General features: G+C 35.7%; 18 protein-coding genes. 9 read left to right on the top strand and 9 right to left on the bottom strand.

Annotation, left to right across the window (positions count from 1 at the left end):
* Positions 1-15: 15 nt before the first annotated feature.
* A complete protein-coding gene (locus ABID42_RS05380; RefSeq protein WP_323258534.1) occupies positions 16-1,038 on the top strand; it encodes a hypothetical protein in 1,023 nt (340 codons plus the stop codon).
* 69 nt (positions 1,039-1,107) lie between these two features.
* On the opposite strand, the gene ABID42_RS05385 is transcribed toward ABID42_RS05380, so the two are convergent.
* Positions 1,108-1,479, bottom strand: a complete 372-nt coding sequence (locus ABID42_RS05385) for a DUF423 domain-containing protein (protein ID WP_367282773.1) — start codon at positions 1,477-1,479, stop codon at positions 1,108-1,110.
* Positions 1,480-1,700: 221 nt separating this feature from the next.
* Here ABID42_RS05385 and ABID42_RS05390 point away from each other — a divergent pair, with 221 nt between their 5' ends.
* The 6 genes from ABID42_RS05390 (at position 1,701) to ABID42_RS05415 (ending at position 10,218) form a co-directional block, all read left to right on the top strand.
* Positions 1,701-2,273, top strand: a complete 573-nt coding sequence (locus ABID42_RS05390; protein WP_367282774.1) for an RNA polymerase sigma-70 factor — start codon at positions 1,701-1,703, stop codon at positions 2,271-2,273.
* A 64-nt stretch (positions 2,274-2,337) separates the two neighbouring features.
* Positions 2,338-3,399: a FecR family protein gene (locus ABID42_RS05395; RefSeq protein WP_367282775.1), complete on the top strand. Its 1,062-nt coding sequence runs from the start codon at positions 2,338-2,340 to the stop codon at positions 3,397-3,399.
* A 36-nt stretch (positions 3,400-3,435) separates the two neighbouring features.
* A complete protein-coding gene (locus ABID42_RS05400; RefSeq protein WP_367282776.1) occupies positions 3,436-5,202 on the top strand; it encodes an STN and carboxypeptidase regulatory-like domain-containing protein in 1,767 nt (588 codons plus the stop codon).
* Positions 5,203-5,273: 71 nt separating this feature from the next.
* Positions 5,274-6,374 (top strand): energy transducer TonB, encoded by a 1,101-nt coding sequence (locus ABID42_RS05405; RefSeq protein ID WP_367282777.1) that lies wholly within the window; start codon positions 5,274-5,276, stop codon positions 6,372-6,374.
* Positions 6,375-6,481: 107 nt separating this feature from the next.
* Complete coding sequence (locus ABID42_RS05410) at positions 6,482-8,314, top strand: 3-keto-disaccharide hydrolase (RefSeq protein WP_367282778.1); 1,833 nt, start codon at positions 6,482-6,484, stop codon at positions 8,312-8,314.
* A gap of 17 nt (positions 8,315-8,331) precedes the next feature.
* Positions 8,332-10,218, top strand: a complete 1,887-nt coding sequence (locus ABID42_RS05415) for a hypothetical protein (RefSeq protein ID WP_367282779.1) — start codon at positions 8,332-8,334, stop codon at positions 10,216-10,218.
* Between the two features lie 92 nt (positions 10,219-10,310).
* Here ABID42_RS05415 and ABID42_RS05420 read toward each other — a convergent pair whose 3' ends face one another.
* Both ABID42_RS05420 and ABID42_RS05425 read right to left on the bottom strand, forming a co-directional pair.
* A complete protein-coding gene (locus tag ABID42_RS05420; protein WP_367282780.1) occupies positions 10,311-10,805 on the bottom strand; it encodes a GNAT family N-acetyltransferase in 495 nt (164 codons plus the stop codon).
* A gap of 8 nt (positions 10,806-10,813) precedes the next feature.
* Complete coding sequence (locus ABID42_RS05425) at positions 10,814-11,215, bottom strand: DUF983 domain-containing protein (protein ID WP_323258545.1); 402 nt, start codon at positions 11,213-11,215, stop codon at positions 10,814-10,816.
* Positions 11,216-11,370: 155 nt separating this feature from the next.
* On the opposite strand from ABID42_RS05425, the gene ABID42_RS05430 reads away from it, so the two are divergent.
* Complete coding sequence (locus tag ABID42_RS05430) at positions 11,371-12,474, top strand: hypothetical protein (RefSeq protein ID WP_367282781.1); 1,104 nt, start codon at positions 11,371-11,373, stop codon at positions 12,472-12,474.
* Here the strand turns inward: ABID42_RS05430 and ABID42_RS05435 are convergent.
* The 6 genes from ABID42_RS05435 to ABID42_RS05460 all read right to left on the bottom strand — a co-directional run bounded on the left by ABID42_RS05435 (position 12,468) and on the right by ABID42_RS05460 (position 20,329).
* The gene (locus ABID42_RS05435) at positions 12,468-13,697 is read right to left on the bottom strand and encodes a glycosyltransferase family 4 protein (RefSeq protein WP_367282782.1); all 1,230 of its coding nucleotides are present in this window, start codon (positions 13,695-13,697) and stop codon (positions 12,468-12,470) included. The genes ABID42_RS05430 and ABID42_RS05435 overlap by 7 nt on opposite strands.
* Positions 13,698-13,747: 50 nt before the next feature.
* Complete coding sequence (locus ABID42_RS05440) at positions 13,748-14,380, bottom strand: LON peptidase substrate-binding domain-containing protein (RefSeq protein ID WP_323258548.1); 633 nt, start codon at positions 14,378-14,380, stop codon at positions 13,748-13,750.
* A gap of 39 nt (positions 14,381-14,419) precedes the next feature.
* Positions 14,420-14,896 carry a gliding motility lipoprotein GldH gene (locus tag ABID42_RS05445; protein WP_494337606.1) on the bottom strand — a complete coding sequence of 159 codons (477 nt, stop codon included), beginning with the start codon at positions 14,894-14,896 and terminating at the stop codon, positions 14,420-14,422.
* A gap of 70 nt (positions 14,897-14,966) precedes the next feature.
* Complete coding sequence (locus tag ABID42_RS05450; RefSeq protein WP_367282784.1) at positions 14,967-16,541, bottom strand: PSP1 domain-containing protein; 1,575 nt, start codon at positions 16,539-16,541, stop codon at positions 14,967-14,969.
* 58 nt (positions 16,542-16,599) lie between these two features.
* Positions 16,600-17,880, bottom strand: coding sequence for a phosphoribosylamine--glycine ligase (purD, locus tag ABID42_RS05455; protein WP_367282785.1), 1,281 nt, complete (start codon positions 17,878-17,880; stop codon positions 16,600-16,602).
* 94 nt (positions 17,881-17,974) lie between these two features.
* Positions 17,975-20,329 (bottom strand): RecQ family ATP-dependent DNA helicase, encoded by a 2,355-nt coding sequence (locus tag ABID42_RS05460; protein WP_367282786.1) that lies wholly within the window; start codon positions 20,327-20,329, stop codon positions 17,975-17,977.
* Positions 20,330-20,436: 107 nt separating this feature from the next.
* Between ABID42_RS05460 and ABID42_RS05465 the strand changes: the two genes are divergently transcribed.
* Positions 20,437-21,405 carry a KpsF/GutQ family sugar-phosphate isomerase gene (locus tag ABID42_RS05465; RefSeq protein WP_367282787.1) on the top strand — a complete coding sequence of 323 codons (969 nt, stop codon included), beginning with the start codon at positions 20,437-20,439 and terminating at the stop codon, positions 21,403-21,405.
* Positions 21,406-21,513: the final 108 nt, after the last annotated feature.

Consider the following 21,513-nt stretch of genomic DNA (forward strand, 5'->3'; position numbering starts at 1 on the left):
CGCTCTTATTTAACTATGGCATTAATATCCAAAAAGAAAGTTCCTTTCAAGATTAATCTTCAGCTCAGAAAATATTTAACAAAATATGGTCGGGAGATTAAAATGCCAATTCAATATAACGATTTACTCCGCTTCGAAAGCTCAATCAGTTTGTATGATAAATTTGGGAATGATACTTTATGGATTACCGTTTTTTTCCCTCATTCCGAAATTGAACATGTTTATGAAGGACTCAAAAAAATCTACGCCGATTTAAAAACTGAAGGTGACGAAAAAGTAATCAAACACTTAACTGTTGATAGAATTGATTTGTGTACTTATGGCAATACCCAACCCTTTCGGATTCGGATTGTCAACCGAGTAAATGATAATTTCGATTATTTTTATATCAAAAGAGCCGACTGTTCGAGAGTGTATGGAATGGAATTAGAACATTTACTTTCACCCAATAGAATCAGTTATCTTACTTATGAAAACTCATTAGTTGAAGAACATATCGCTGGTATTCCGGGTGATCAATTTTTCAAAAACTACCTGAGTAATCCCGATATTAATGAAATTCGTTTGGCAAAAGAGTTTGTAAAATTCAATGAAAGATGTTTGGTTTTACTATTAGGAGATATGCACTCTTCTAATTTCGTAGTGGAAATCACGCCAGATTTTGAAGAAGTATATTTTAGAATCAGGGCTATTGACTTCGACCAACAGAGTTACGAAGGCAAACGTACCGTTTATATGCCTCAGTACTTCAAACAGAATAATCCTTTGATTGAAATGGGCATGCGCCACATGACGCCAGAATCGGTAAAGCAGTATCAAATTGAAGAACGTTCACTGATTTCAAAGCGATTGAAAGTAGAAAGCCAAAGAGTCTATGAGTTGATGGCAATTATGGCAAAAGACGATATTTCAACCCCTGAAAATACAGAGCAACTCAAAGTTGAACTTGCAAAATATTATAATTCTGATGAGTTCCTGAAATGCAAAACGATGGGAGAAATCGTTTGGGCAAGTTTAGAACAAGTAAGAATGCAATAATCTCAAAACGAGATAAACTAAAAAAGCTATATACTTCCTCACACAAGGAAAGCATATAGCTTTTTTTATCTACTTCTTAGCTACACCTAAAAAGAAAAAAATCCACCCCGCTATCAAAGCCGTTCCACCAATTGGAGCAACAGCACCCCACATTGTTACGCCAGTCGCACAAATCAAATATAATGACCCCGCAAAAATAAGCGTTCCAATTAGCAATAGATAACCCGCCCAATTCAAAAATTTATGAGGGATTTTCTCTGATAAAATGCCTACAAAAATCAAAGCTAAAGCTCCGTACATTTGGTAACGAGCTGCTGTTTCAAAAGTATCTGTTCGGTTGGCAGCTTCTAAAGCAACTTTGAAAGCATGAGCACCAAAAGCACCCAAAGCCACGGAAAGTCCTGCAAGTAAAGCACCAGCCTGTAAGAAAAATCTATTCATGTTTTTACGAGATAAAAGATAAATTTCCACAAAGAACGCTAATGGAAAATAGAGTTTCAAAATAAGTCATTGAATATTTATTGCATTTTAAAGTATAATTCGACCAATCATCATTTAATCAATAGGGGTTAAACCAAATTTGGTTGTCATCACTGAAAAATACCAAGGAAGTTTGTAATTTTGCGGGAGTAACTCTACGGAAAAAATAACCTCTATCAATTTTGCAACTCTCTGATTCTGATATTTTATTGGCCATTCGACAAGGAAATGAGCGTGTTTTCGAAACAGTATTTCGAAAGCATTATCAGGCTTTGTGCAACTATTCTTGCAATATCCTGAAAGACATGGATGATGCCGAAGAAATAGTGCAAAGCGTTTTCTTGAAGTTTTGGGAACAACGCCAAGAAATAGAAATTACAGTTTCCTTAAAATCTTATCTATATCGTGCCGTTCATAATACCTGTTTAAATCGTATAAAACACCTAAAAGTACAAGAAGTATATCGCCAACATGTTGGCGATTTTATAGAAAATACTTTTGATTCTGCCACCGATTTACTTGATAAAAATGAGCTAGAAATACGCATTGCCGAAGCACTAGAAAAGCTACCTGAACAATGCCGACTTATTTTTAAAATGAGTAGATTTGAAGAACTGAAGTACCAAGAAATTGCCAATCAATTAGGACTTTCTATCAAAACAGTAGAAAATCAGATTGGAAAAGCCTTGAAAATTATGCGAACAGAATTAGCCGATTATTTGCCTTTATTAATTTTTATGGCGATTTTCAACTAAATAATACTGTTTTTGATTAACCAGAACTAAATATTAATATCCTGATAAAGCCTTTGGGTTGAAGATGATTAACGAAGAAAACATAGACGATTTATTAGCAAAATACCTTGCTGAAGAAGCTGACAATCAGGAAGCCGAAGCAGTAAGCGAGTGGATTGCGTTGTCGGATGAAAATCAGAAAACCTTCGAACAAACCAATCTTATTTGGGAAAAATCAAGCTTACTTCGTACTCAACAACAAGTAGATGTTGATGCCGCTTGGAAAAAACTTGGTATTAGTTCAAAAGCCCAAAATATTCATCAAGTTGATTCCGTCAATATTATCAAAGCTTTGCCAAAAACAAATGGTGGCGAGGATAGTACTTTTGAAGCGAAGAAATCAATTAGTAATAACCTTATCTTTAAGAATTTCCTCAAAATTGCTGCTGTACTAACTATTCTTGTAGGCGGAGCATTTTTTCTGAATAAGAACCTTCAATCTCAAGCTGAACTTTTGAGTTTCCAGACTGGTAATATTCCGACGGAAAAAGTCTTGGCTGATGGCACGAAAGTATTTTTAAATAAAAATTCTTCAATTAGTTTTCCAGAAAAGTTTGATGGAGATTTCAGAGAAGTAAACCTTACAGGCGAAGCATTTTTTGAAGTACACCATGATAAAACGCATCCTTTTATCATTCATGCCAATGGCTCTGATATTAAAGTATTGGGTACTTCTTTCAATGTAAAAGCTTATGATGCTCAAGTACAAGTGGCTGTGAGTACGGGAAAAGTACAATTCTCGAAAAATACTCAACAAGTAATTTTGGTAAAAGGCGAAAAAGCGGAAATCACCAAAGGACAAGAAACGATTGTAAAATCAACGAATATCGACGAAAACATACTTTCTTATAAAACAAAAACGTTTACTTTTCAAGATGCTAGTTTAGAAGAGGTATCACAATTGCTTTCTGATAATTTTGGAAAAAATATCGTTTTCGAACAAGATAAGTTTAAAAACTGTAAACTGACTGCCACCTTCAAGCAGGAAAGCTTGGATAATATTCTCACCATAATTTCTGAAACCTTCAATCTGAAAATTACCAAACAAGGAGATTCAATCCTGCTTAATGGCGAAGGCTGTCAGTAGAATGAGATTGAACAACGACCTGAACGTCGTTCTACTATGATAGCTTATTATTTGAAATACATTGCTTTTATAATTTGTTTTTTACTGTTAATTACTCACTCTTCTTTAGGACAAATCCCTATTTTAGAGCGAAATATTAGTGTTAGGTTCAATAATGATAGAATTACCGAAGTGTTGGATGTAATTGCCGACGAAGGTGGTTTTAATTTTTCCTATAATTCTAATTTAATTGATGGCGACAGACGAATTGATTTGGCTGTTACGAACCGTCCCGTTCGTGATGTGCTAAAACAAATTTTTGGCACTTCAATAAGCTACAAAGTACGTGGACAATACATTATTCTTCAGAAAAATCTTACAGAAAACCAAAACTTACATTTCATATTAAGTGGATATATTGTTGCGCCTGAAGAAGGCATAAAATTGCCCGATGCCAGTATTTATGAGAAAACCAGTTTAGCATCTGCGATTTCTAACCAATATGGATTTTACAAAATAAAGCTTTCTACCAAGAAATTCCCTATTCGTTTAAGCATTTCAAAACCAGGTTATGAACGTCAAGTAGTTTGGATTAAAAATGCTCAGAACGATTATCTCAACATTGAACTGATAGCAGAAAAAAAGGAAATCGTTTATGAAACACCTTTTGAAGACAATTCGATAGAACAAATGGAGGCTTTCAAAAGAAGGCACCAGTATGTTGAACCGATTCCAGTTTTTAAAGATAACAGACCTCCATTTGTAGATGCCGCTGGCGACGAAAGTTTTCATCCTGTTTTCGTTTCGACTGATTCGCTGGCATACAGAACCGATTGGGAAAAGTTTAAAAATGAAGTTAGTAAGTTTTTTGTAAGACGCAGTCAACGAATCAACGCATTTAATATCAACGACACCCTTAATCAAAGACTTCAAATATCACTTTTACCTTTTTTAGGCACCAATAGATTATTGTCAGGAAGTATCATCAACGATTTCTCTGTAAATATTTTAATGGGATACTCTGGCGGAGTACGTAAACTAGAAATCGGGGGTTTATTAAATGGTGTTCGCCATGATGTTGAAGGTGTACAAATGGCAGGTTTAGGCAATATCATTGGCGGTGAATTAAGAGGTTTACAAATGAGTTCTTTATTGAATATTACAGGAAATCTGGGAAGAGGACTTCAACTAAGTAGCGGTATCAACGTTGTTGCAAATAGAGCGAATGGTTGGCAAGTTGGTCTTATCAATTTCGCCCAAAATGTTGATAAAAAAGGCAAACAAATCGGTTTACTCAACATCAGTGAAACCACAGAATCAACGCCATTTGGTTTGTTAAGTTTTGTCAGTTCAAGTGATGGCTACAAACGCCTTGAATTAACCGTTGATGAAAACGAAACAGGAAGTGTTACGTTTAAAACTGGCGTAAGAAAATTCTATAATATTCTTACAATTGGTTATAACTTCCTCAGAACTCGTGAGCTTTTCAGTGCTGGTTATGGAATAGGCAGAGCCTACGAAATGAATCATGGTTGGATGCTCAATACAGATTTGGTAGCCAATGTAATGGTTGAATACGATGCTTTCAATCCCAATGTTGGTACTTTATTGAAATTTGATGTGAGCTTCGAAAAACAAATTGCCAAAAATGCCGCTATTACTTTTGGTCCATCATTGAAAGCTCTTTTTATTGATAGGTATAACGTTTCTACTTGGCAAAGTAAGCCTTTCAGCAGAATGCCAACCTATACTCCACTATTTGCTACCGACCATTCTACATTTTGGTTGGGCTTTCAAATGGGTTTAAGAATTCGTTCTAAATAATATCTTTATTTATTAAATTACGAAAATTTAGAACTTTTCTAATAACATACGACTTAAACTAGCACGCATTTATGAAAATACTGTATCTACTAATATTGTCTTTATTATTTAGCTTTTCAGGAGTTAGTCAAATTAAGCGTGATTCCAGCAAAGATTATGATCAGAAAATCATTGGAAATTGGATGAAAGACTATATCGATATGAAAGATGGCAGTAGAATAGACGACCCATCTATTGATGAAATCACCGCTTCAATGCTCATTTTCAGAAAAAATAATATTGCAGTTGTCATACAAGGAAAAGCCGCTGCCACTACTCCTTTTGAAATTTTTGGTGATACTTTATTGGTTGGTAAAATGGTAATGTACCATATCGAAAAACTAACCAATTATGAATTTGTATTCACACAAATTCTAGAAAACATTCCCGATTATCAGTTAAGACGTTACCATTACTTGGCTACACAAGAGAGTTCAAGTGATTATTTTACTCGAAGATTTATTACTTCAAATCTGAAAATTCAAGCAAAGGGCGATTCTGTTTACGCTTTCAGTAAATATATTTTTCCAAAATTCAAATCCAATAGAGAAGATGCTTTCAAAGGCTTAGTTTTTAATACTTTTGAAGATGTATATGAACAATCTTATGATTTAATCGAATCTGTTTTCAATTTTCCTGAAAAGAAAAAAGGCAGCTTTAAAATAGCCTTTGTCATTAGCAAAAAAGGGATTTTGAAAGACATTTCTATCAAAGAAAGTTCTGATTCTAGCTATAATACTCGGTTACAACAAGCCATTTTACAAACTCGTAAATTGTGGATTCCTGCTGATATTGACGGCAAAGCAGTCGATGTCCTTTTTAATTATGAATTCAATTATAATGATAAGCAAGATGAAAATGATGACGGAAAGTACTTCGACCCAACTATCTATCAAAGCTTACTAGAACGTGGCGATAGGCAAATCGAAAAGAAAAATTATATAAAAGCCATCAAGTTATACACCAAATGTATTTTGATGAAAGATGATGCTTTTGATGCTTTATACAAAAGAGCTGATGCTTACTTTACCTTGAAAGTAGAAAAAAATGCTTGTTCCGATTGGAATTATTTAGCGACCAAAGGGCAGAAAAAAGCAGAGGATTTATTTCTAAAAAATTGCTTAAATCGCTAAAAAAACAACTGTTCTAGTGTGTTATACAATTTTTATGAAAATTAATGCCAAAACGTGATAGTCAAAGCAATTTTTTTTTATAAATTCCCTGAAATATTCTCAAATCAATGAAAAAACTATTATTTCTATTATTTCCAATTTCGGCATTTGCCCAAACAGAAATCCCACTCAATGATTTAGGAGCTTTCAAAAATCCAAGTACAAATTGGACAATTGTTGGCGGTATTTCAGGAGATTATCAAGCAACCACGCTAACAAGTACAGAAGGCAAAGGCATTTTATATGGTACTGCCAAAGGTGCAAAATACCAAGCAAATGATGATTTGATTTTCAAACTTGAACATGGCGATATCAGGCTTTCACTTGATTTCATGATTCCGAAAGGTTCAAATTCTGGCGTGTATTTACAAGGACGTTACGAAGTACAAATCTTGGATTCTTGGTTGAAAAAAGAAATCAACGATGGCGATTGTGGTGCCATTTATCATCGTTGGGACGAAGCTCGTGGAGCTGGCAACGAAGGTTATGAAGGACATGCACCTCGCCAAAATGCCGTGAAAGCGCCCGGCTTGTGGAATCATCTTGAAATTGATTTCAAAGCACCAACTTTTGATGCTGCTGGTAAAAAACTAACAAATGCCCGTTTCAATAAAGTAACATTGAATGGCATTATTATCCACGAAAACATTGAACTACTTGGTGTTACTCGTGGTGCCATTTCTCCAAAAGAAGCAGCAACGGGTCCAATCAGAATTCAAGGCGACCACGGTCCAGTAGCATTCAAAAACATCAAATACGAAGTTTTTGATAAAACTCTCGCTACTTTTAGCCCAACTACTTACGAATATTATCAAGGCAAATATGCAAGCCTTCAAACTGGAAATGCTAAACCAGTAAAAACAGGTACTGCTACACAACCAAGCATGAAATTGGCTGAAGCAAAGTCTGATTTCTTACTGAAATTTCAAGGAAAAATCACCATTCCAGAAACAGACAATTATATTTTCACAACGAATTGGACGGGAACAGGAGCATTATTAATTGATAATGATACCATCACAAAAGGTGACCATTGGTACAGCGAAAGTGTACAAGGAAGTAAAAAGCTTTCGGCTGGTGAGCATACTTATACCTTGATTCATGCCAAAGATTTTGGCTGGGGACCAAAAGCATTAGGCTGTTTCGTTGAAAGAATCGGTACTCCAAAACAAGGAATTACTGAAAGAACATCTTTACCAGAACCAGAAGCAACACCACTTATTGAAGTAAAAGTTGGTCAAGAACCCGTTTTACAACGTTCTTTTGTAGTTTATGGCGACAAGAAAAAAACACATGCCATCAGCGTTGGTTTACCAAATGGTTTGAGTTACTCTTATGACCTAAATCAAGGTGGATACTTACAATTATGGAGAGGGAAATTCTTGGATGCAACTCAAATGTGGCACGACCGTGGCGAACCTCAAACCTCATCGCCAATGGGTACAACGGTAAATTCAAACGATAAATTTCCTTTAGCATTTTTAGCGAGTGAATCAGCGGCATTTCCAGATACTTTAACGAAAAGCGATTTGAAATACAAAGGCTATCGTTTCCAAAAGTATGATGTTGGTGGTCAGCAAATTGCTTTTCCTGATTTCATGTATGAATACAAAGGAATCAAAGTAAAAGATACTTCATTGCCAATGGCACAAAATGAAGGAATTAGCCGTCGTTTAAGTTTTGATACTGGTTCAGATTCAAAACTATACGCTCTTTTAGCCGAAGGCATTACAATTACCAACATTGGAAATAACCGTTTTGCAGTAGATAATCAGCAGTATTATGTACAAGTAAATGCAACAGAAGCCAACAAAGTAATCGTTCGTGAAAGCAATGGTAAGAAACAATTACTAATGCCTTTAACTGGATTGAAAGAATTGTCTTATCAATTGATTTTTTAAGTATAATATCTCAAGAAATGAAAATATCATTAAAAATATTGCTTTCAATGGGTTTATTGAGTGTAGCAACTCAAGAACTTTTTGCCCAAGCAAAACCAAAACCTTACACAGAAGAGGATTTTTACGAAATTAAAACGATTGCCATTCCTGACGAAATAAAATTAGAAGCAGGTGGAATTGCCCCAATGCCCGACGGACGAGTAGCCGTTTGTACCAGAAGAGGCGAAGTATGGATTATCGAAAATCCATACCAACTAAACGGTACAAAACCAAGCTATACGCTTTTTGCAAGTGGCTTGCACGAATCTTTGGGCTTGGCTTATCATGAAGGTTCTTTGTATTGTACTCAACGTGGAGAATTGACAAAATTGACTGATACCAATGCCGACGGCAAAGCAGATATTTATGAATCTGTAGCCAATTGGGATTTATCTGGAAATTACCATGAGTACTCTTATGGTCCAGTTTTCGATAAAAACGGCGATATGTATCTTACGTTCAACGTAGCTTGGGTTGGTTATGGCGAAGGGAAATTAGCAAAATGGCGTGGCTGGTTAGTAAAAGTAAAAAAAGACGGAACACTTGAGCCAGTGGCTACAGGTTTACGTTCGCCAGCAGGTTTTACGGTGAATTCAAATGGCGATGTACTTTACGGTGAAAACCAAGGCGACTGGGTAGGTTCTGGTAGAGTTACTCATTTAGAAAAAGGAGATTTTGCGGGAAATGCTGGTGGATTGTTCTGGACAAAAGAACCAGATTCACCTTTGAAATTGACAAAAGCTGACATTCCAGATACTGGCGAGCCAATGTATGAAGCCGCTAAAAAAGTAAAAGCCTTGAAATTACCAGCTGTTTGGTTTCCACACGCTTTGATGGGAATTTCAACAGCCGATATGATTGAAGATGAAACAAATGGAAAGTTTGGTCCATTCCAAGGCCAATACATTGTGTTTGACCAAGGGCAATCAAAAGCCATGAGAATGAGCTTAGAAAAAGTAAATGGCAAATATCAAGGTGCTTGTTATCCTTTCCGTGAAGGTTTCCAATCTGGAACAGTTCGTGCTAGATGGGGAAATGATGGTTCCATTTTTGTTGGGATGACGTCAAGAGGTTGGGGTTCAACAGGAAAAGCTTTGTTTGGTATTCAGCGTTTGGTTTGGAACGGAAGAACTCCTTTCGAAATGAAAAATGTTCACGCTATGCCAGATGGTTTTGAAGTAGAATTTACACAACCAGTAAATCTTAAATCAGCACAAGATTTAGCGAGTTATGAATTAAAAAGCTTTACGTACAAATATCATCACCAATACGGAAGTCCAATTATCAATCAAGAAAAAACTCCACTTAAAGGCGTAATTGTATCGGAAGACCGTCTAAAAGTACGTTTGGTAATGGATAATTTACGCAAAGGTTATATCCATGAAATCTTGGCTTCTGGTTTAGTAAATGATGAAGGACAGCCTTTATTGCACGACATCAGTTATTATACTTTGAATGATATTCCAGCCGGAGAATTAGCAAAAATTACAACAAAGGCTACTCCAGTCGCTCCTGTAAAACCTGCTACTTTGCCTGCGAAAAAAGAAAAAGTAGTTGTAGGAAATATTGTTGATACCAAACAAGTAGCTTCATTATTGAAAAAACACGCTTGTACAAGTTGCCATGCAGAAGCGACGAGAGTTGTAGGTCCTCCGTTCACAGAAGTAGCAAAAAGAAATTATACCAATGAACAAATTTTGGATTTAGTATATCATCCAAAACCAGAAAACTGGCCAGATTATGCTACAGAAATGGCTTCAATGACACATGTTCCCAAAGCGGATGTATTGAAAATTGCTAATTGGATTAATTCTTTAGGAAAAAAACAAAAACCCGATTTAAATAAAATAGAGAACAGAGATTAATGATTATATCATAAAATAACATTCTCTTAATAAAAGCAAAGCGCTCAGAATTTCTTATTCTGAGCGCTTTGCTTTTATACTTTTATCAAAACTTATTCCTCTAAAGATTGATACAGCACATAAGCATCAACCAAACCTAATTGCTGATGATTGAACGCTTTTGGAAGAGTACACATAATCTGAAACCCAATATTTTTCCACAGCTTTACCGCATAAGTATTGGTACTAACAACAATATTAAATTGCATGGCTTTAAACCCTAATGATTTAGCTTCTTGCAAAGAATGTTCTCCTAAAATTCTCCCAATTCCTTTTCCTTGAAAAGCTGGATGAACCATATAAGAACCATTGGCAATATGCGAACCCAAATCTATTTGATTTGGCTTAATGATATAAGTACCACAAATTACACCATCTTCAAGCGCCACATAAGTAAACATATAATCGGCAAACCAATGTTTGGTTAAAGCTGATTTAGGCGTATCAGGAGCAATAACATAAGTATCTCCAGAAGCAATTACTTGGTGAAAGATTTCCCAAATACCATCATAATCTTTCGTAATATCGGCTTTTCTAATTTCTATCATTTTTTCAATTATCTTGGTTTATACTTTACAAAACCAAATAAATGGATGAACAATGAACGTGAAGCCCTAAAATTAAAAGGCACAGCCGCCAAAGAAAGTACTGTTATCGGAATGATATAATAAAGTATCGGTGGGTCATTGAAAACGAAGAAAATAGCAACACCTAAAAATGCCAAAAAAGCCACATTAATAGCATAACTGATAAACATTGCGCCATACCAAAAGCCCGGTTCTACTTCAAAACGTAGATTACATACCGGACAATTATCGTGCATTTTATCAAATTTTCCGATTTGCCAAAACGGATACATAAACATTTTCCCTTCTCTACATTGTGGGCATTTCCCTTCAACAATTGCTTGAATCCTAGAATGTTTTACATCCAATTTCAGCTTAGTACTGTCTTCCATATCAATTTAATTTATATCGACAAAGTTAAACTAATTCGATAAAAACTCAATTTTTATCCTCTACCCTTTCTTGATTATCACAGTTGATGAATACTTTACTTTTAAAATAAAGTAAATTTGTAACATCGAATCCTTCATTTTAAAACAAAAGACGTATGTCAAATCTTAATAGCTTAATTCTTACCAAAAAAGCTGAGAAAAATCTGTCTAAACTTCAAAAACAGTTTAATACTTATGTCCAGAAAATTGATGAATTAAAAGTAAGATTGGCAAACGATAAAGTTCAGATTCAACAAATAGAGCATTTTTTTCAAACGGAAATTGCGCCACTCGAAAGAAAACATACCAACAAAATTGTGGACTTGGTTTATGTTTTTGATAAACATTATGAAGACCCATTTTTCAAGTTTCATGAAAAAGATAAAATAGCACATTTTATCTTAGAAAAATCTGTTGAGCTAATCGAAAAAGCAGGAAAAGAAGAATTGATACCGATTTTTAATAAGTATAATGATACTGGAACTTACGAGGAAATCAGCGAAGAATATGAAAAAGACAGTGCGGAAACGATGAAAAAAATGATGCAATCGTTCTACGGATTGGAATTAGATAAAGAGGAATTGAACATCAATAACCCTGAAGAATTACAAGATTTGTTTCAGCAGAAACTGGCAGAAAAACAGGCACATGACGAGGCAAAAAAAACAAATAATACAAAAACTGAAAAGCAGTTAGCAAAAGAACAAAAGCTAAAAGAAGAAGCTAAAAACATCAGTAAAACGGCAAGAAGTATTTATACAGATTTAGTGAAAAGTTTTCATCCCGACCGTGAAAAAGATGAAGCTGAGCGTGTCCGTAAAACGGAAATCATGAAGCAAGTAACGGCTGCTTATGAAAAAGATGATTTGTTTGAATTACTTCGCCTTAAAGTTTCATTGATGAACACCGATGTGGCTTCGCTTACGATGGCTGACGAGCAATTGAAATACTTCAATAAATTATTGAAAGAACAAATCAATGAATTGGAAGCCAATCTTTGGGAATTGTACAATCAAAATCCACTTACCAACAATGGTTCAAACCTATTGAAACGTTATGGCGGAGATGCCAAAACAATGAAAATGAAATTTAATAAAGAAGTAAATCAACTCAAAAAATCAATTAAAGCTATTGACGAAAGTCTTTCTGAGTTGAGATTCAAGGAAAATATGAGACATTTCTTGAAAGTTTATCAGATTGAAGAAGACGATTTTTATTGATTCACGACTTCGGTTAATGCAGTAATAAGTCTTTCTGAACCAGCCTGTAAAGACCAATTTTCTCTAACATTTTGCAAAGCAAAGGCTGACATTTCTTGTCTGAGTCCTTTATCTGCAATTAGTTTTTCAACATAAAAAGCCAATTCACTTGCTTTATTATTGGTCAAAAATCCATTTTTTCCATGAATAACCGTTTCACGAACGCCTCCTTCTGCAACGGCTACAACGGGTGTTCCGCAGGCGTTGGCTTCAAGTGGTGCAAAACCAAAAGGTTCTAATTTTGAAGTATAAACCATACAAACTGCATTACTGAGCAATTGTATCAATTCTTCATCAGAAACCATTTTCTTTAGTTCAATTTCCACATTCAGCGACTGCGCAAGTTTAGACATTTCGTTCCAATACTCATCAGTAGCCATGTTGCCAATCCAAAGTAATTTTGGGCGATTTTGTTTGATTAATCCCAAAGCTCTAATCGCAAATTCTGGATTTTTATGCGACATAAAACTTCCTAAACCTACCACATATTGCTCCTGATTTGTCTTTTCAGTTGAAGGATGAAACAAAGTTGTATCAACACCCAAGTAACAAACCTCAGAAGGCAAAGCATATACTCTTTGGCAACTCTCGGCAGAAAAATATGAATTGACTAATACTTTATCAAAAGCTTGATAGTTTTTCCATTCTTCACGCACGAAAGTACGGAATCTGTTCAAACGCCAAGCACTGGCAAAAGTGTGCGTCCAATACTCAAGGCTCAATTTACTTTGCGTTCTATTTGGTGCTTCCCAAACTTGCTTTGGCATGGCTTCGTACAAAAAACGCATGGGTTCGCCCAAGTACAAAACTTTTGGAATTTTCACAAATCTTCCAATAAAAGGAACAGCGTAATATGAACAACTATTGGCAAATAATACATCAAAATTCTCCGCATGAATTTCATCCGCACATTGCTGACAATGCGCTTCCATCGCCAACATATTAGCTTCTTTCTCGAAAAAAAGTAAAGAAATTTTTTCTTTAAAACTAGGATTAGCTTTAGAATGAACTGCTGGAACAGCATGAAGTTTTACACTCGCTGGCAATTTCATAAAGCCATTTGCATCAGGATTTACTGCCCAAACTTCTACTTGATGTCCACGCTCTATTAAACCCAAAATGTGATACTGCAAGGCTCTACTACCTCCACCACTATGTAAATTATGCCAAACAGCAATCTTCATTTTTGTAATTTTTAAAAATTAATCGTGAATAGATTATAGAATTTAGTTTCTTAGAAATTCAATGGATCCAAATTCTTGAAATGTCCATTCATTCTGATTCTTTCTTTTGTTTTTTCAACTTCTTGCAAAACAGAAATTACTCTTTCTAAATGTTGAATTAAAAAGCCTTGTCGCTCGGCTTCAGTTGGCATTTTTAGCAACTGATATTCCTCTTCTAAAGTCAAGCCAATTTTATGAGCAATCTGATACGAATAAGGTTGAGCTTTATTCATATCAAAAGTATTTTCTTCTTCTAAAAGGCGATATAAAACCTTTACTCTTTCCAATAAACCAAGCATTACCGTTGGGCGAATTTCTGCTTCTGGCAACATTTCTAGCACGCCACCAGCATACATTTTTTGAGGAACTGGATTCTGAAAATCTATGATTCTGAATGTTCTAACGCCTTCGGTTTTAATGTCCATTCGTCCATCATCAAAGCGTTTAGACAAAGCGATGATTTTTACTTCTGTTCCAAATCCGGGTAATTTCCCATCCATAAAAGTAGGAATCCCGAAGGTTGTTCCCTTCTCTAAACATTCATTGATTAATTCACGATAGCGTGGTTCGAAAATGTGAAGATTGAGCGCTTCCATCGGATAAACCACCAAATTGAGCGGAAATAAAGGAAGAAATTTTTGCATGGCTAAGTTTCTCTTTACGATTACTTATCGATTTAAAAATTAATGAATCACTTTTTCAATCGAAAAGCCTGCACTTACTATATCTAAAAGTGGGTCTTGTCGCATGTACTGGCGAATCTGGATTTTATATTTTCCATTCTTGGGGAATCGAAAATCTTTAAAGACAAGTACTTTATGGTCGTAAATATCACCAAGTCCTTCGCCTAAAGGTCGCCCAGAAGTTTGGTCGAATAAAATTACTTCATCCAATTTCTGATGAATTACTTTTCCTGCATCTGTACTTAAATAATGAGTTAAGTACAAATTGTAATATGGATACGAACGATTATTACGAATGGTATAAAACACATTGTAAGTCGATTCTGCATCTTTTACTTCAAAAGTAAAAGTGGGCGCATCCTTGATAAACCACTTGGCATCTGGAATGTCATAATTATCTTTTAAAATTGTGTTGGTATCACAAGATGAAAGCGTGAACAAACAAATAGTTAACAAAGCCATTATTTGAACATTCAGTAAGTTTTTAGCCTTTCTGAACGATTCTGCAATGACTTTATTAACTAGATATCTTTTACTCCACATATCGCTAGACTGCTTTGTTATCGTCATTGTTACGGTTATTGTTCCGATTTTGTGGCGGACGATTCTGTTTTTGATGGTTGGGCTTTCTATTTCCCTGATTATTATTGTTCGCTTTTGGCTGTTGCGCTTGCGCAGCTGGCTTTTCCTGAGCGTCCGCTACATTAGCTGGTTGGTTCGGCTGTTGTTGTGGTTTCGGACCTTTCTGATGATGCGGTCTTTGGTTATTCTTAAGATGCGCTGGCTTTTGCTCTTGCGGTTTCTGAACTTGTTGTTTTGGTTGATGAACAGGTTTTTCTGCCTGTACTTTATCTTCAACTTTTGCAGGACGTTGCTCAGGTTTTACTTCTCCTCTTTTTTCTTGTTTGAAATCTCTGCGTTCACGTTCAGGACGAGGAGTATCTCTTTTCTCTGATTTGAAATCTGGACGATCTCCTTTTTTCTTATCAAAGTTTTTCTTCCCACCGTTTCCACCGTACTTTCTATCCATTTTATCCAAATCGGCATTCAATGGACCAGTACCTTTTTCGATTTCCATTTCAATTTTGGCAGATTCAGCACCATCGATAGTCTGTGGTTTTATGCCCTTTTCATTCAAAGTCATAATTTCCTTTACTCTATCAACCGTTACAGGAATCCAGTTACTTTCTTCGCCTCTGTAGCCAAACCACATAACTCTTTTAAAAATATCCGTTTTCTGTAAAAAAGCTTCTCCTTTAATGGTTTGAAGCGATTTCTCAATCGTTGGAATATCCTTCAAAGCATCCATATAAGTTTCTAGTTCATAGTTCAAGCAACATTTCAATCGCCCACATTGACCAGAAAGTTTTACAGGATTTAAGGAAAGATTTTGATAACGAGCCGCCGAAGTAGTAACATTTTTGAAGTCGGTCAACCAAGTAGAGCAACATAATTCTCTTCCGCATACACCGATTCCGCCCACTCTGGCAGCTTCTTGGCGAAGAGAAATTTGTTTCATTTCAACCCTAACTTTAAATTCTCCAGCCAGCATTTTAATTAACTCCCTGAAATCCACACGGTCGTCGGAAGAATAATAAAAAATGGCTTTGGTATTATCAGATTGGAACTCAACATCCGAGAGCTTCATGTTCAACTTTAAGTCCTTGATAATTTCACGAGTTCGGTACATTGTCGGATAATCACGAGCAACGGCTTGATCATGTTTTTCAAGGTCTTTTTCATTGGCTTTTCGATAGATAACTTTTATTTCTTCATTATCTTTCAGCCCTTTTTTCAACATTTGTAAACGAACCAGTTCGCCTTGTAAAGATACAAAGCCAAGATGATGCCCACTCGGAACATCAACAATTACAGGATCGCCAGCGTAAAGTTCAATTTGGTTTGTATTACGAAAATATTCTTTTCTACCACCTTTAAATTTTACTTCTACAACATTGAATTTACTAAAAGTAGGAATGTCCATATTCGACAACCAGTCGAATACGTTCATTTTATTGCAACCTCCAGTACCGCAAGCGCCGTTGTTTTGACAACCACCTACAGCACCATCGCTTTTATTTTTAGTTCCACAGCTTCCTGAGGAGCAAGATTTACATCCCATAATTTAAGGAGAGAATGAAAAAATCATTCTACTTTATGTGTTTATTAACTAGATATAATTAATACCTCAACACATCTAACCCAATATCTTTTCGATAATATTTCCCATCAAAAAGCACATCTTGGGCAGCTTTTTGAGATTTTTGAATGGCTTTTTCTAAAGTATTCGACATTCCAGTTAATGCCATTACTCTACCACCATTCGTAAGTACCAAACCATTTTCAGGCTTAGTTCCTGCATGAAAAATTGTAGCATCTTTTACTGAATCATAGCCTACAATTACATCACCTTTTCTGTAGTCGCCAGGATAACCGCCAGCTACAACAACCGTTGTTACAGCATGTTGTTTACTCACGGTGAAATCGGCTTCATGAAGTTTATTTTTAGCCGTAGCAATCATCAAGGCTAAGAAATCAGACTCAATTCTTGGTAAAACTACTTCTGTTTCAGGGTCGCCCATACGAGCATTGTATTCAATTACATAAGGTTCGCCTTCGTGATTCATCAAACCAATAAAGATAAAACCATTGTATTTTATTCCTTCGGCTTTCAAACCAGCCATTGTTGGTTTGATTACTTGGTTTTCTACCGCATCCATAAATTTTGCCGTAGCAAATGGAACAGGCGAAACAGCACCCATTCCACCAGTATTTAAACCTGTATCGCCTTCGCCAATGCGTTTATAATCTTTGGCTTCAGGTAAAATTTTGTAAGAATCGCCATCCGTTAATACAAAAACAGAAAGCTCAATTCCAGTTAAAAACTCTTCAATAACTACTTTACTACTAGCATCGCCAAATTTAGCATCAACCAACATTTCTGTTAAAGATTCTTTGGCTTCATCTAACGAAAGTGCAATAATTACTCCTTTTCCAGCCGCTAGTCCATCTGCTTTTAAAACGATAGGTAACTTCTGAGCTTCTAAATATTTTAAACCATCTTCAAGCGTATCTTTAGTGAAAGTCTCAGATTTCGCCGTTGGAACTCCGTACTTTACCATAAAGTTTTTCGAGAAATCTTTTGACCCTTCCAACATCGCTCCATGTGCATCTGGACCAACCATTAGAACGTGTTTCAATTCCTCTCTCGATTGAAAATAATCTCTTACTCCTTTTACTAAAGGCTCTTCAGGCCCAACTATCACTAACTCAATATCATTTTCTAAAACAGCCTCCGCTATTTTCTCAAAATCATTATATGAAATAGGTAAGTTTGTAGCAATCTGAGCAGTACCAGCATTACCTGGTGCTACAAACAATTTATCACAAAGTGTACTCTGGGTTATTCTCCAAGCAAAAGCGTGTTCACGTCCGCCAGAGCCTAAAATTAGTGTATTCATTGATTGTTATTTTCTGGTTTTCCAATGATTCAGTGAATCATTGGAAAACTTCATTAAGCAATTTTATTAATTTTCAAGGATTAATTTCCTTGCATTAGTTGCCTACTTCACTTAAAAATTTAATTCTCATTAATCTTAATTCCTCTTCTGTAATATCATCAATATTACATTCATCCATGGCAAGTGCGATATTGTCTGACTCCGCTTCCATGAAGTATTCGAAAATTTCTTCTTGTTTATCAGGCTCAACTACTTGATTGATATAATAATCAAGATTTAGTTTTGTTCCAGAATAACAAATATGTTCGATTTCTTCAATCAATTCTGCCATCGAAAGTTCTTTCTGATCAGCAATAATGTCTAAATCTACTTTTCTATCTACTTGTTGGATGATATGAATTTTGATTTTTGATTTATTTACTGCCGATTTCACTACTACTTCCGTAGCCGTTTCAATCTCGTTATCTTCAACGTACTTCTTGATTAAATCTATAAACTGACGACCAAACTTCACTACTTTACCCATACCAACACCGTTGATTTGAGCCATCTCATCTTTCGTAGTTGGATAAGTAGTTGCCATTTCTTCCAAAGATGGATCTTGGAAGATTACATAAGGAGGTAAGTTTTTCTCTTTCGCAAGCTTTTTACGAAGGTTTTTCAACAATTCGAACAAGGCTACATCATAAGAACCGCTACCTGAAGCTGCTTCTTTTTCTTCGTCTTCTTCTATTTTCTCGTTTTCGTAATCGTGGTCTTTTGAAAGTGTTAATGGATAAGGGTCTTTCAAGTACTCTTTTCCTTTTTCAGAAACTTTCAAGACGCCATAGTTCTCAACGTCTTTTTCTAAGAAACCTAAAACTGCAATCTGACGTACCATCGAAACGCATTGTTCAATAGGTTCAGGTTCTGCATTTTTTCTACTCTTAGATTTCGCAGCAGGTTTTGTTTTCTTTTGTTTCGGAATCGGATTGCCGTCCTCATCTTCTTCATCCGAAAATTCTACTTCGTCATCATCCTCGTCGTCGTCATCTTCATCCTCATCTGCATTGAGTTTGAACAATGATTTCGCTTTTCCAAAAGTTTCAATTTTGTTGTGTTCATAACTACCTACATATTGGCTTTTATAACCCATCAAAATATCGGCAATGTGTTGTGCATCAAAACGTTCGCCAGTTAATTCAACCGTTTTCAAAGCCAACACTACGGCTTCTTCTACTTTATATTTTGGCGTTGGTTTGTTACAGTTATCGCAGAAACCACAGTCTTTATCAACGTGTTCACCAAAGTAATTTAATAATTGGCGACGGCGACAAGTACCCAAATTAGCATAATGCACCATTTCGTGCAAAAGCATACGGGCAGTATCACGCTCTGTAATGGTTTTATCTTTGTTGAATTTATCTAATTTATTGATATCTTCTTTTGCATAAAACATGATACAAGTACCATCCAAACCATCACGCCCAGCTCTACCCGTTTCTTGGTAATAACCTTCTAATGACTTTGGCGCATCATAGTGAATCACAAAACGAACATCTGGTTTATCGATTCCCATTCCGAAAGCGATAGTTGCTACCATTACGTCTGTTTCTTCGTTCAAGAAAGCCTCTTGATTAGCCATACGAACATCGCCATCTAAACCAGCATGATAAGGCAAAGCTCTCACACCATTTACATTTAATAAATTAGCGATTTCTTCTACTTTCTTACGGCTTAAACAATAGATAATTCCTGATTTTCCATGATTAGCCTTGATGTATTTGATAATTTGTTTATCAACATCATCACGCTTCGCACGGATTTCGTAATAAAGATTTTTACGATTGAAAGAAGATTTAAACAAACGAGCATCGTCCATATTTAAGTTCTTCTGGATGTCCTGTTGAACTTTTGGAGTAGCCGTTGCTGTAAGGGCAATGATAGGCAATTTAATGTTGATACTCTCAACGATTGAACGGATACGGCGATATTCTGGACGGAAGTCATGCCCCCATTCAGAGATACAATGCGCTTCGTCGATAGCTACAAAAGAGATTTTTGCTTGTTTTAAAAAGGCTAAGTTATCTTCTTTAGTTAAAGATTCAGGAGCGATATATAATAATTTTACCTCTCCGCTGATAACCGCATTTTTAACTTTCGTCATTTCAGCACGGTTCAATGATGAATTCAAGAATTGAGCATTGATTCCAAATGCGTTCATTTGGTCAACCTGATTTTTCATCAGGGCAATCAAAGGCGAAATAACAATAGCAGTACCTTCCATCGCAATGGCAGGCATTTGATAACATAATGATTTCCCTGCACCCGTTGGCATGATTACAAAAGTATTCTCGCCAGAGAGAGTATTTTTTATAATATCTTCTTGTTCACCACGGAACTGGGAAAATCCAAAAGTCTCTTTGAGTTTCTCTTTTAAAAAGTCGGTGGTTTCTTGTGTGACACTCATTGTTTTTGAAACTTATAAAAGGTTTTTTGATTAATATGGTGGTTAATAATCCTTTATCTTTGTAATAAATTTAACACAAAATCAGTCTTGAAAAACTGTTTCTAACATTGAAATTAGTAAAAAATATCCAATCAACTGCAAAAAAAGTTTTACAGGAAGAAGCAAATGCAATCCTGAAAATCGTATCAACAATTGATTCTTCCTTTGAATCATGTGTAAATCACCTACTTAACGCCAAAGGGCGCTTTGTGATTACTGGCATTGGCAAATCTGCAATTATCGCACAGAAAATTGTGGCTACTCTTAATTCAACAGGAACTCCCGCTTTGTTCATGCACGCCGCCGATGCTATCCACGGCGACCTAGGAATGATTCAAGCGGACGACACCGTAATGTGCATTTCAAAATCAGGCGATACGCCCGAAATTAAGATTTTAGTCCCTCTTATTAAGCGTACTGGTGTAAAATTAATCGCAATGGTTTCAAATACAAGTTCTTATCTAGGTAAAAATGCGGATTTTATTTTGCACGCACTAGCCGAAAAAGAAGCGGATATTCTAAACCTTGCTCCAACTACAAGTACCACCGTCGCTTTGGCATTGGGCGATGCCCTTGCGGTATGTTTATTAGAATGTAGAGGCTTCAATAGTCAAGATTTTGCCAAGTATCATCCGGGTGGAGCTTTAGGGAAAAAATTGTATTTAAAAGTATCAGATATTTATCCAAATCATGAATTACCGCTAGTTTTTGAAAACGCAAGTATTAAAGATGCCTTTTTAGAAATCAGTTCTAAGCGATTAGGAGCAACAGCAGTAGTGAATCAAAATAACCAAGTAACAGGCATTATCACTGATGGTGACGTACGAAGGATGCTAAACGTTCATGATAACTTGACAGGGCTAACCGCTAAAGACATTATGACTGTTTCACCCAAATCAATACATCCCGATGCTTTTGCTGTAGAAGCATTACAGTTAATGCAAGAAAAAAGCATTACTCAGTTAGTTGTGGTAGAAGATGACAAACCATTAGGTTTTGTACACATTCATGATTTATTGAAAGAGGGTTTGGTTTAGAGCAACAAATATTAAGTAATTCAAAAGCTTCAACAGTATTTTTTCATCATTTTTAAATCTTGTATCCTCTTTAAAGCCGAACTTCGAATTGTATTGGCTAGAGGATAC

Origin of the sequence: Arcicella rosea, assembly GCF_040543805.1 — a bacterium.
GTDB classification, from domain to species: Bacteria; Bacteroidota; Bacteroidia; order Cytophagales; family Spirosomataceae; genus Arcicella; species Arcicella rosea.

Coding starts and splice junctions, on each gene's coding strand:
- ABID42_RS05425 (WP_323258545.1), bottom strand. CDS start 11,215: ATGGAAGACAGTACTAAGCTGAAATTGGATGTAAAACATTCTAGGATT.
- ABID42_RS05420 (WP_367282780.1), bottom strand. CDS start 10,805: ATGATAGAAATTAGAAAAGCCGATATTACGAAAGATTATGATGGTATT.
- purD (WP_367282785.1), bottom strand. CDS start 17,880: ATGAATACACTAATTTTAGGCTCTGGCGGACGTGAACACGCTTTTGCT.
- ABID42_RS05435 (WP_367282782.1), bottom strand. CDS start 13,697: ATGAAGATTGCTGTTTGGCATAATTTACATAGTGGTGGAGGTAGTAGA.
- ABID42_RS05440 (WP_323258548.1), bottom strand. CDS start 14,380: ATGCAAAAATTTCTTCCTTTATTTCCGCTCAATTTGGTGGTTTATCCG.
- ABID42_RS05405 (WP_367282777.1), top strand. CDS start 5,274: ATGAAAATACTGTATCTACTAATATTGTCTTTATTATTTAGCTTTTCA.
- ABID42_RS05450 (WP_367282784.1), bottom strand. CDS start 16,541: ATGGGATGTAAATCTTGCTCCTCAGGAAGCTGTGGAACTAAAAATAAA.
- ABID42_RS05430 (WP_367282781.1), top strand. CDS start 11,371: ATGTCAAATCTTAATAGCTTAATTCTTACCAAAAAAGCTGAGAAAAAT.
- ABID42_RS05380 (WP_323258534.1), top strand. CDS start 16: ATGGCATTAATATCCAAAAAGAAAGTTCCTTTCAAGATTAATCTTCAG.
- ABID42_RS05395 (WP_367282775.1), top strand. CDS start 2,338: ATGATTAACGAAGAAAACATAGACGATTTATTAGCAAAATACCTTGCT.
- ABID42_RS05410 (WP_367282778.1), top strand. CDS start 6,482: ATGAAAAAACTATTATTTCTATTATTTCCAATTTCGGCATTTGCCCAA.
- ABID42_RS05415 (WP_367282779.1), top strand. CDS start 8,332: ATGAAAATATCATTAAAAATATTGCTTTCAATGGGTTTATTGAGTGTA.
- ABID42_RS05385 (WP_367282773.1), bottom strand. CDS start 1,479: ATGAATAGATTTTTCTTACAGGCTGGTGCTTTACTTGCAGGACTTTCC.
- ABID42_RS05400 (WP_367282776.1), top strand. CDS start 3,436: ATGATAGCTTATTATTTGAAATACATTGCTTTTATAATTTGTTTTTTA.
- ABID42_RS05460 (WP_367282786.1), bottom strand. CDS start 20,329: ATGAGTGTCACACAAGAAACCACCGACTTTTTAAAAGAGAAACTCAAA.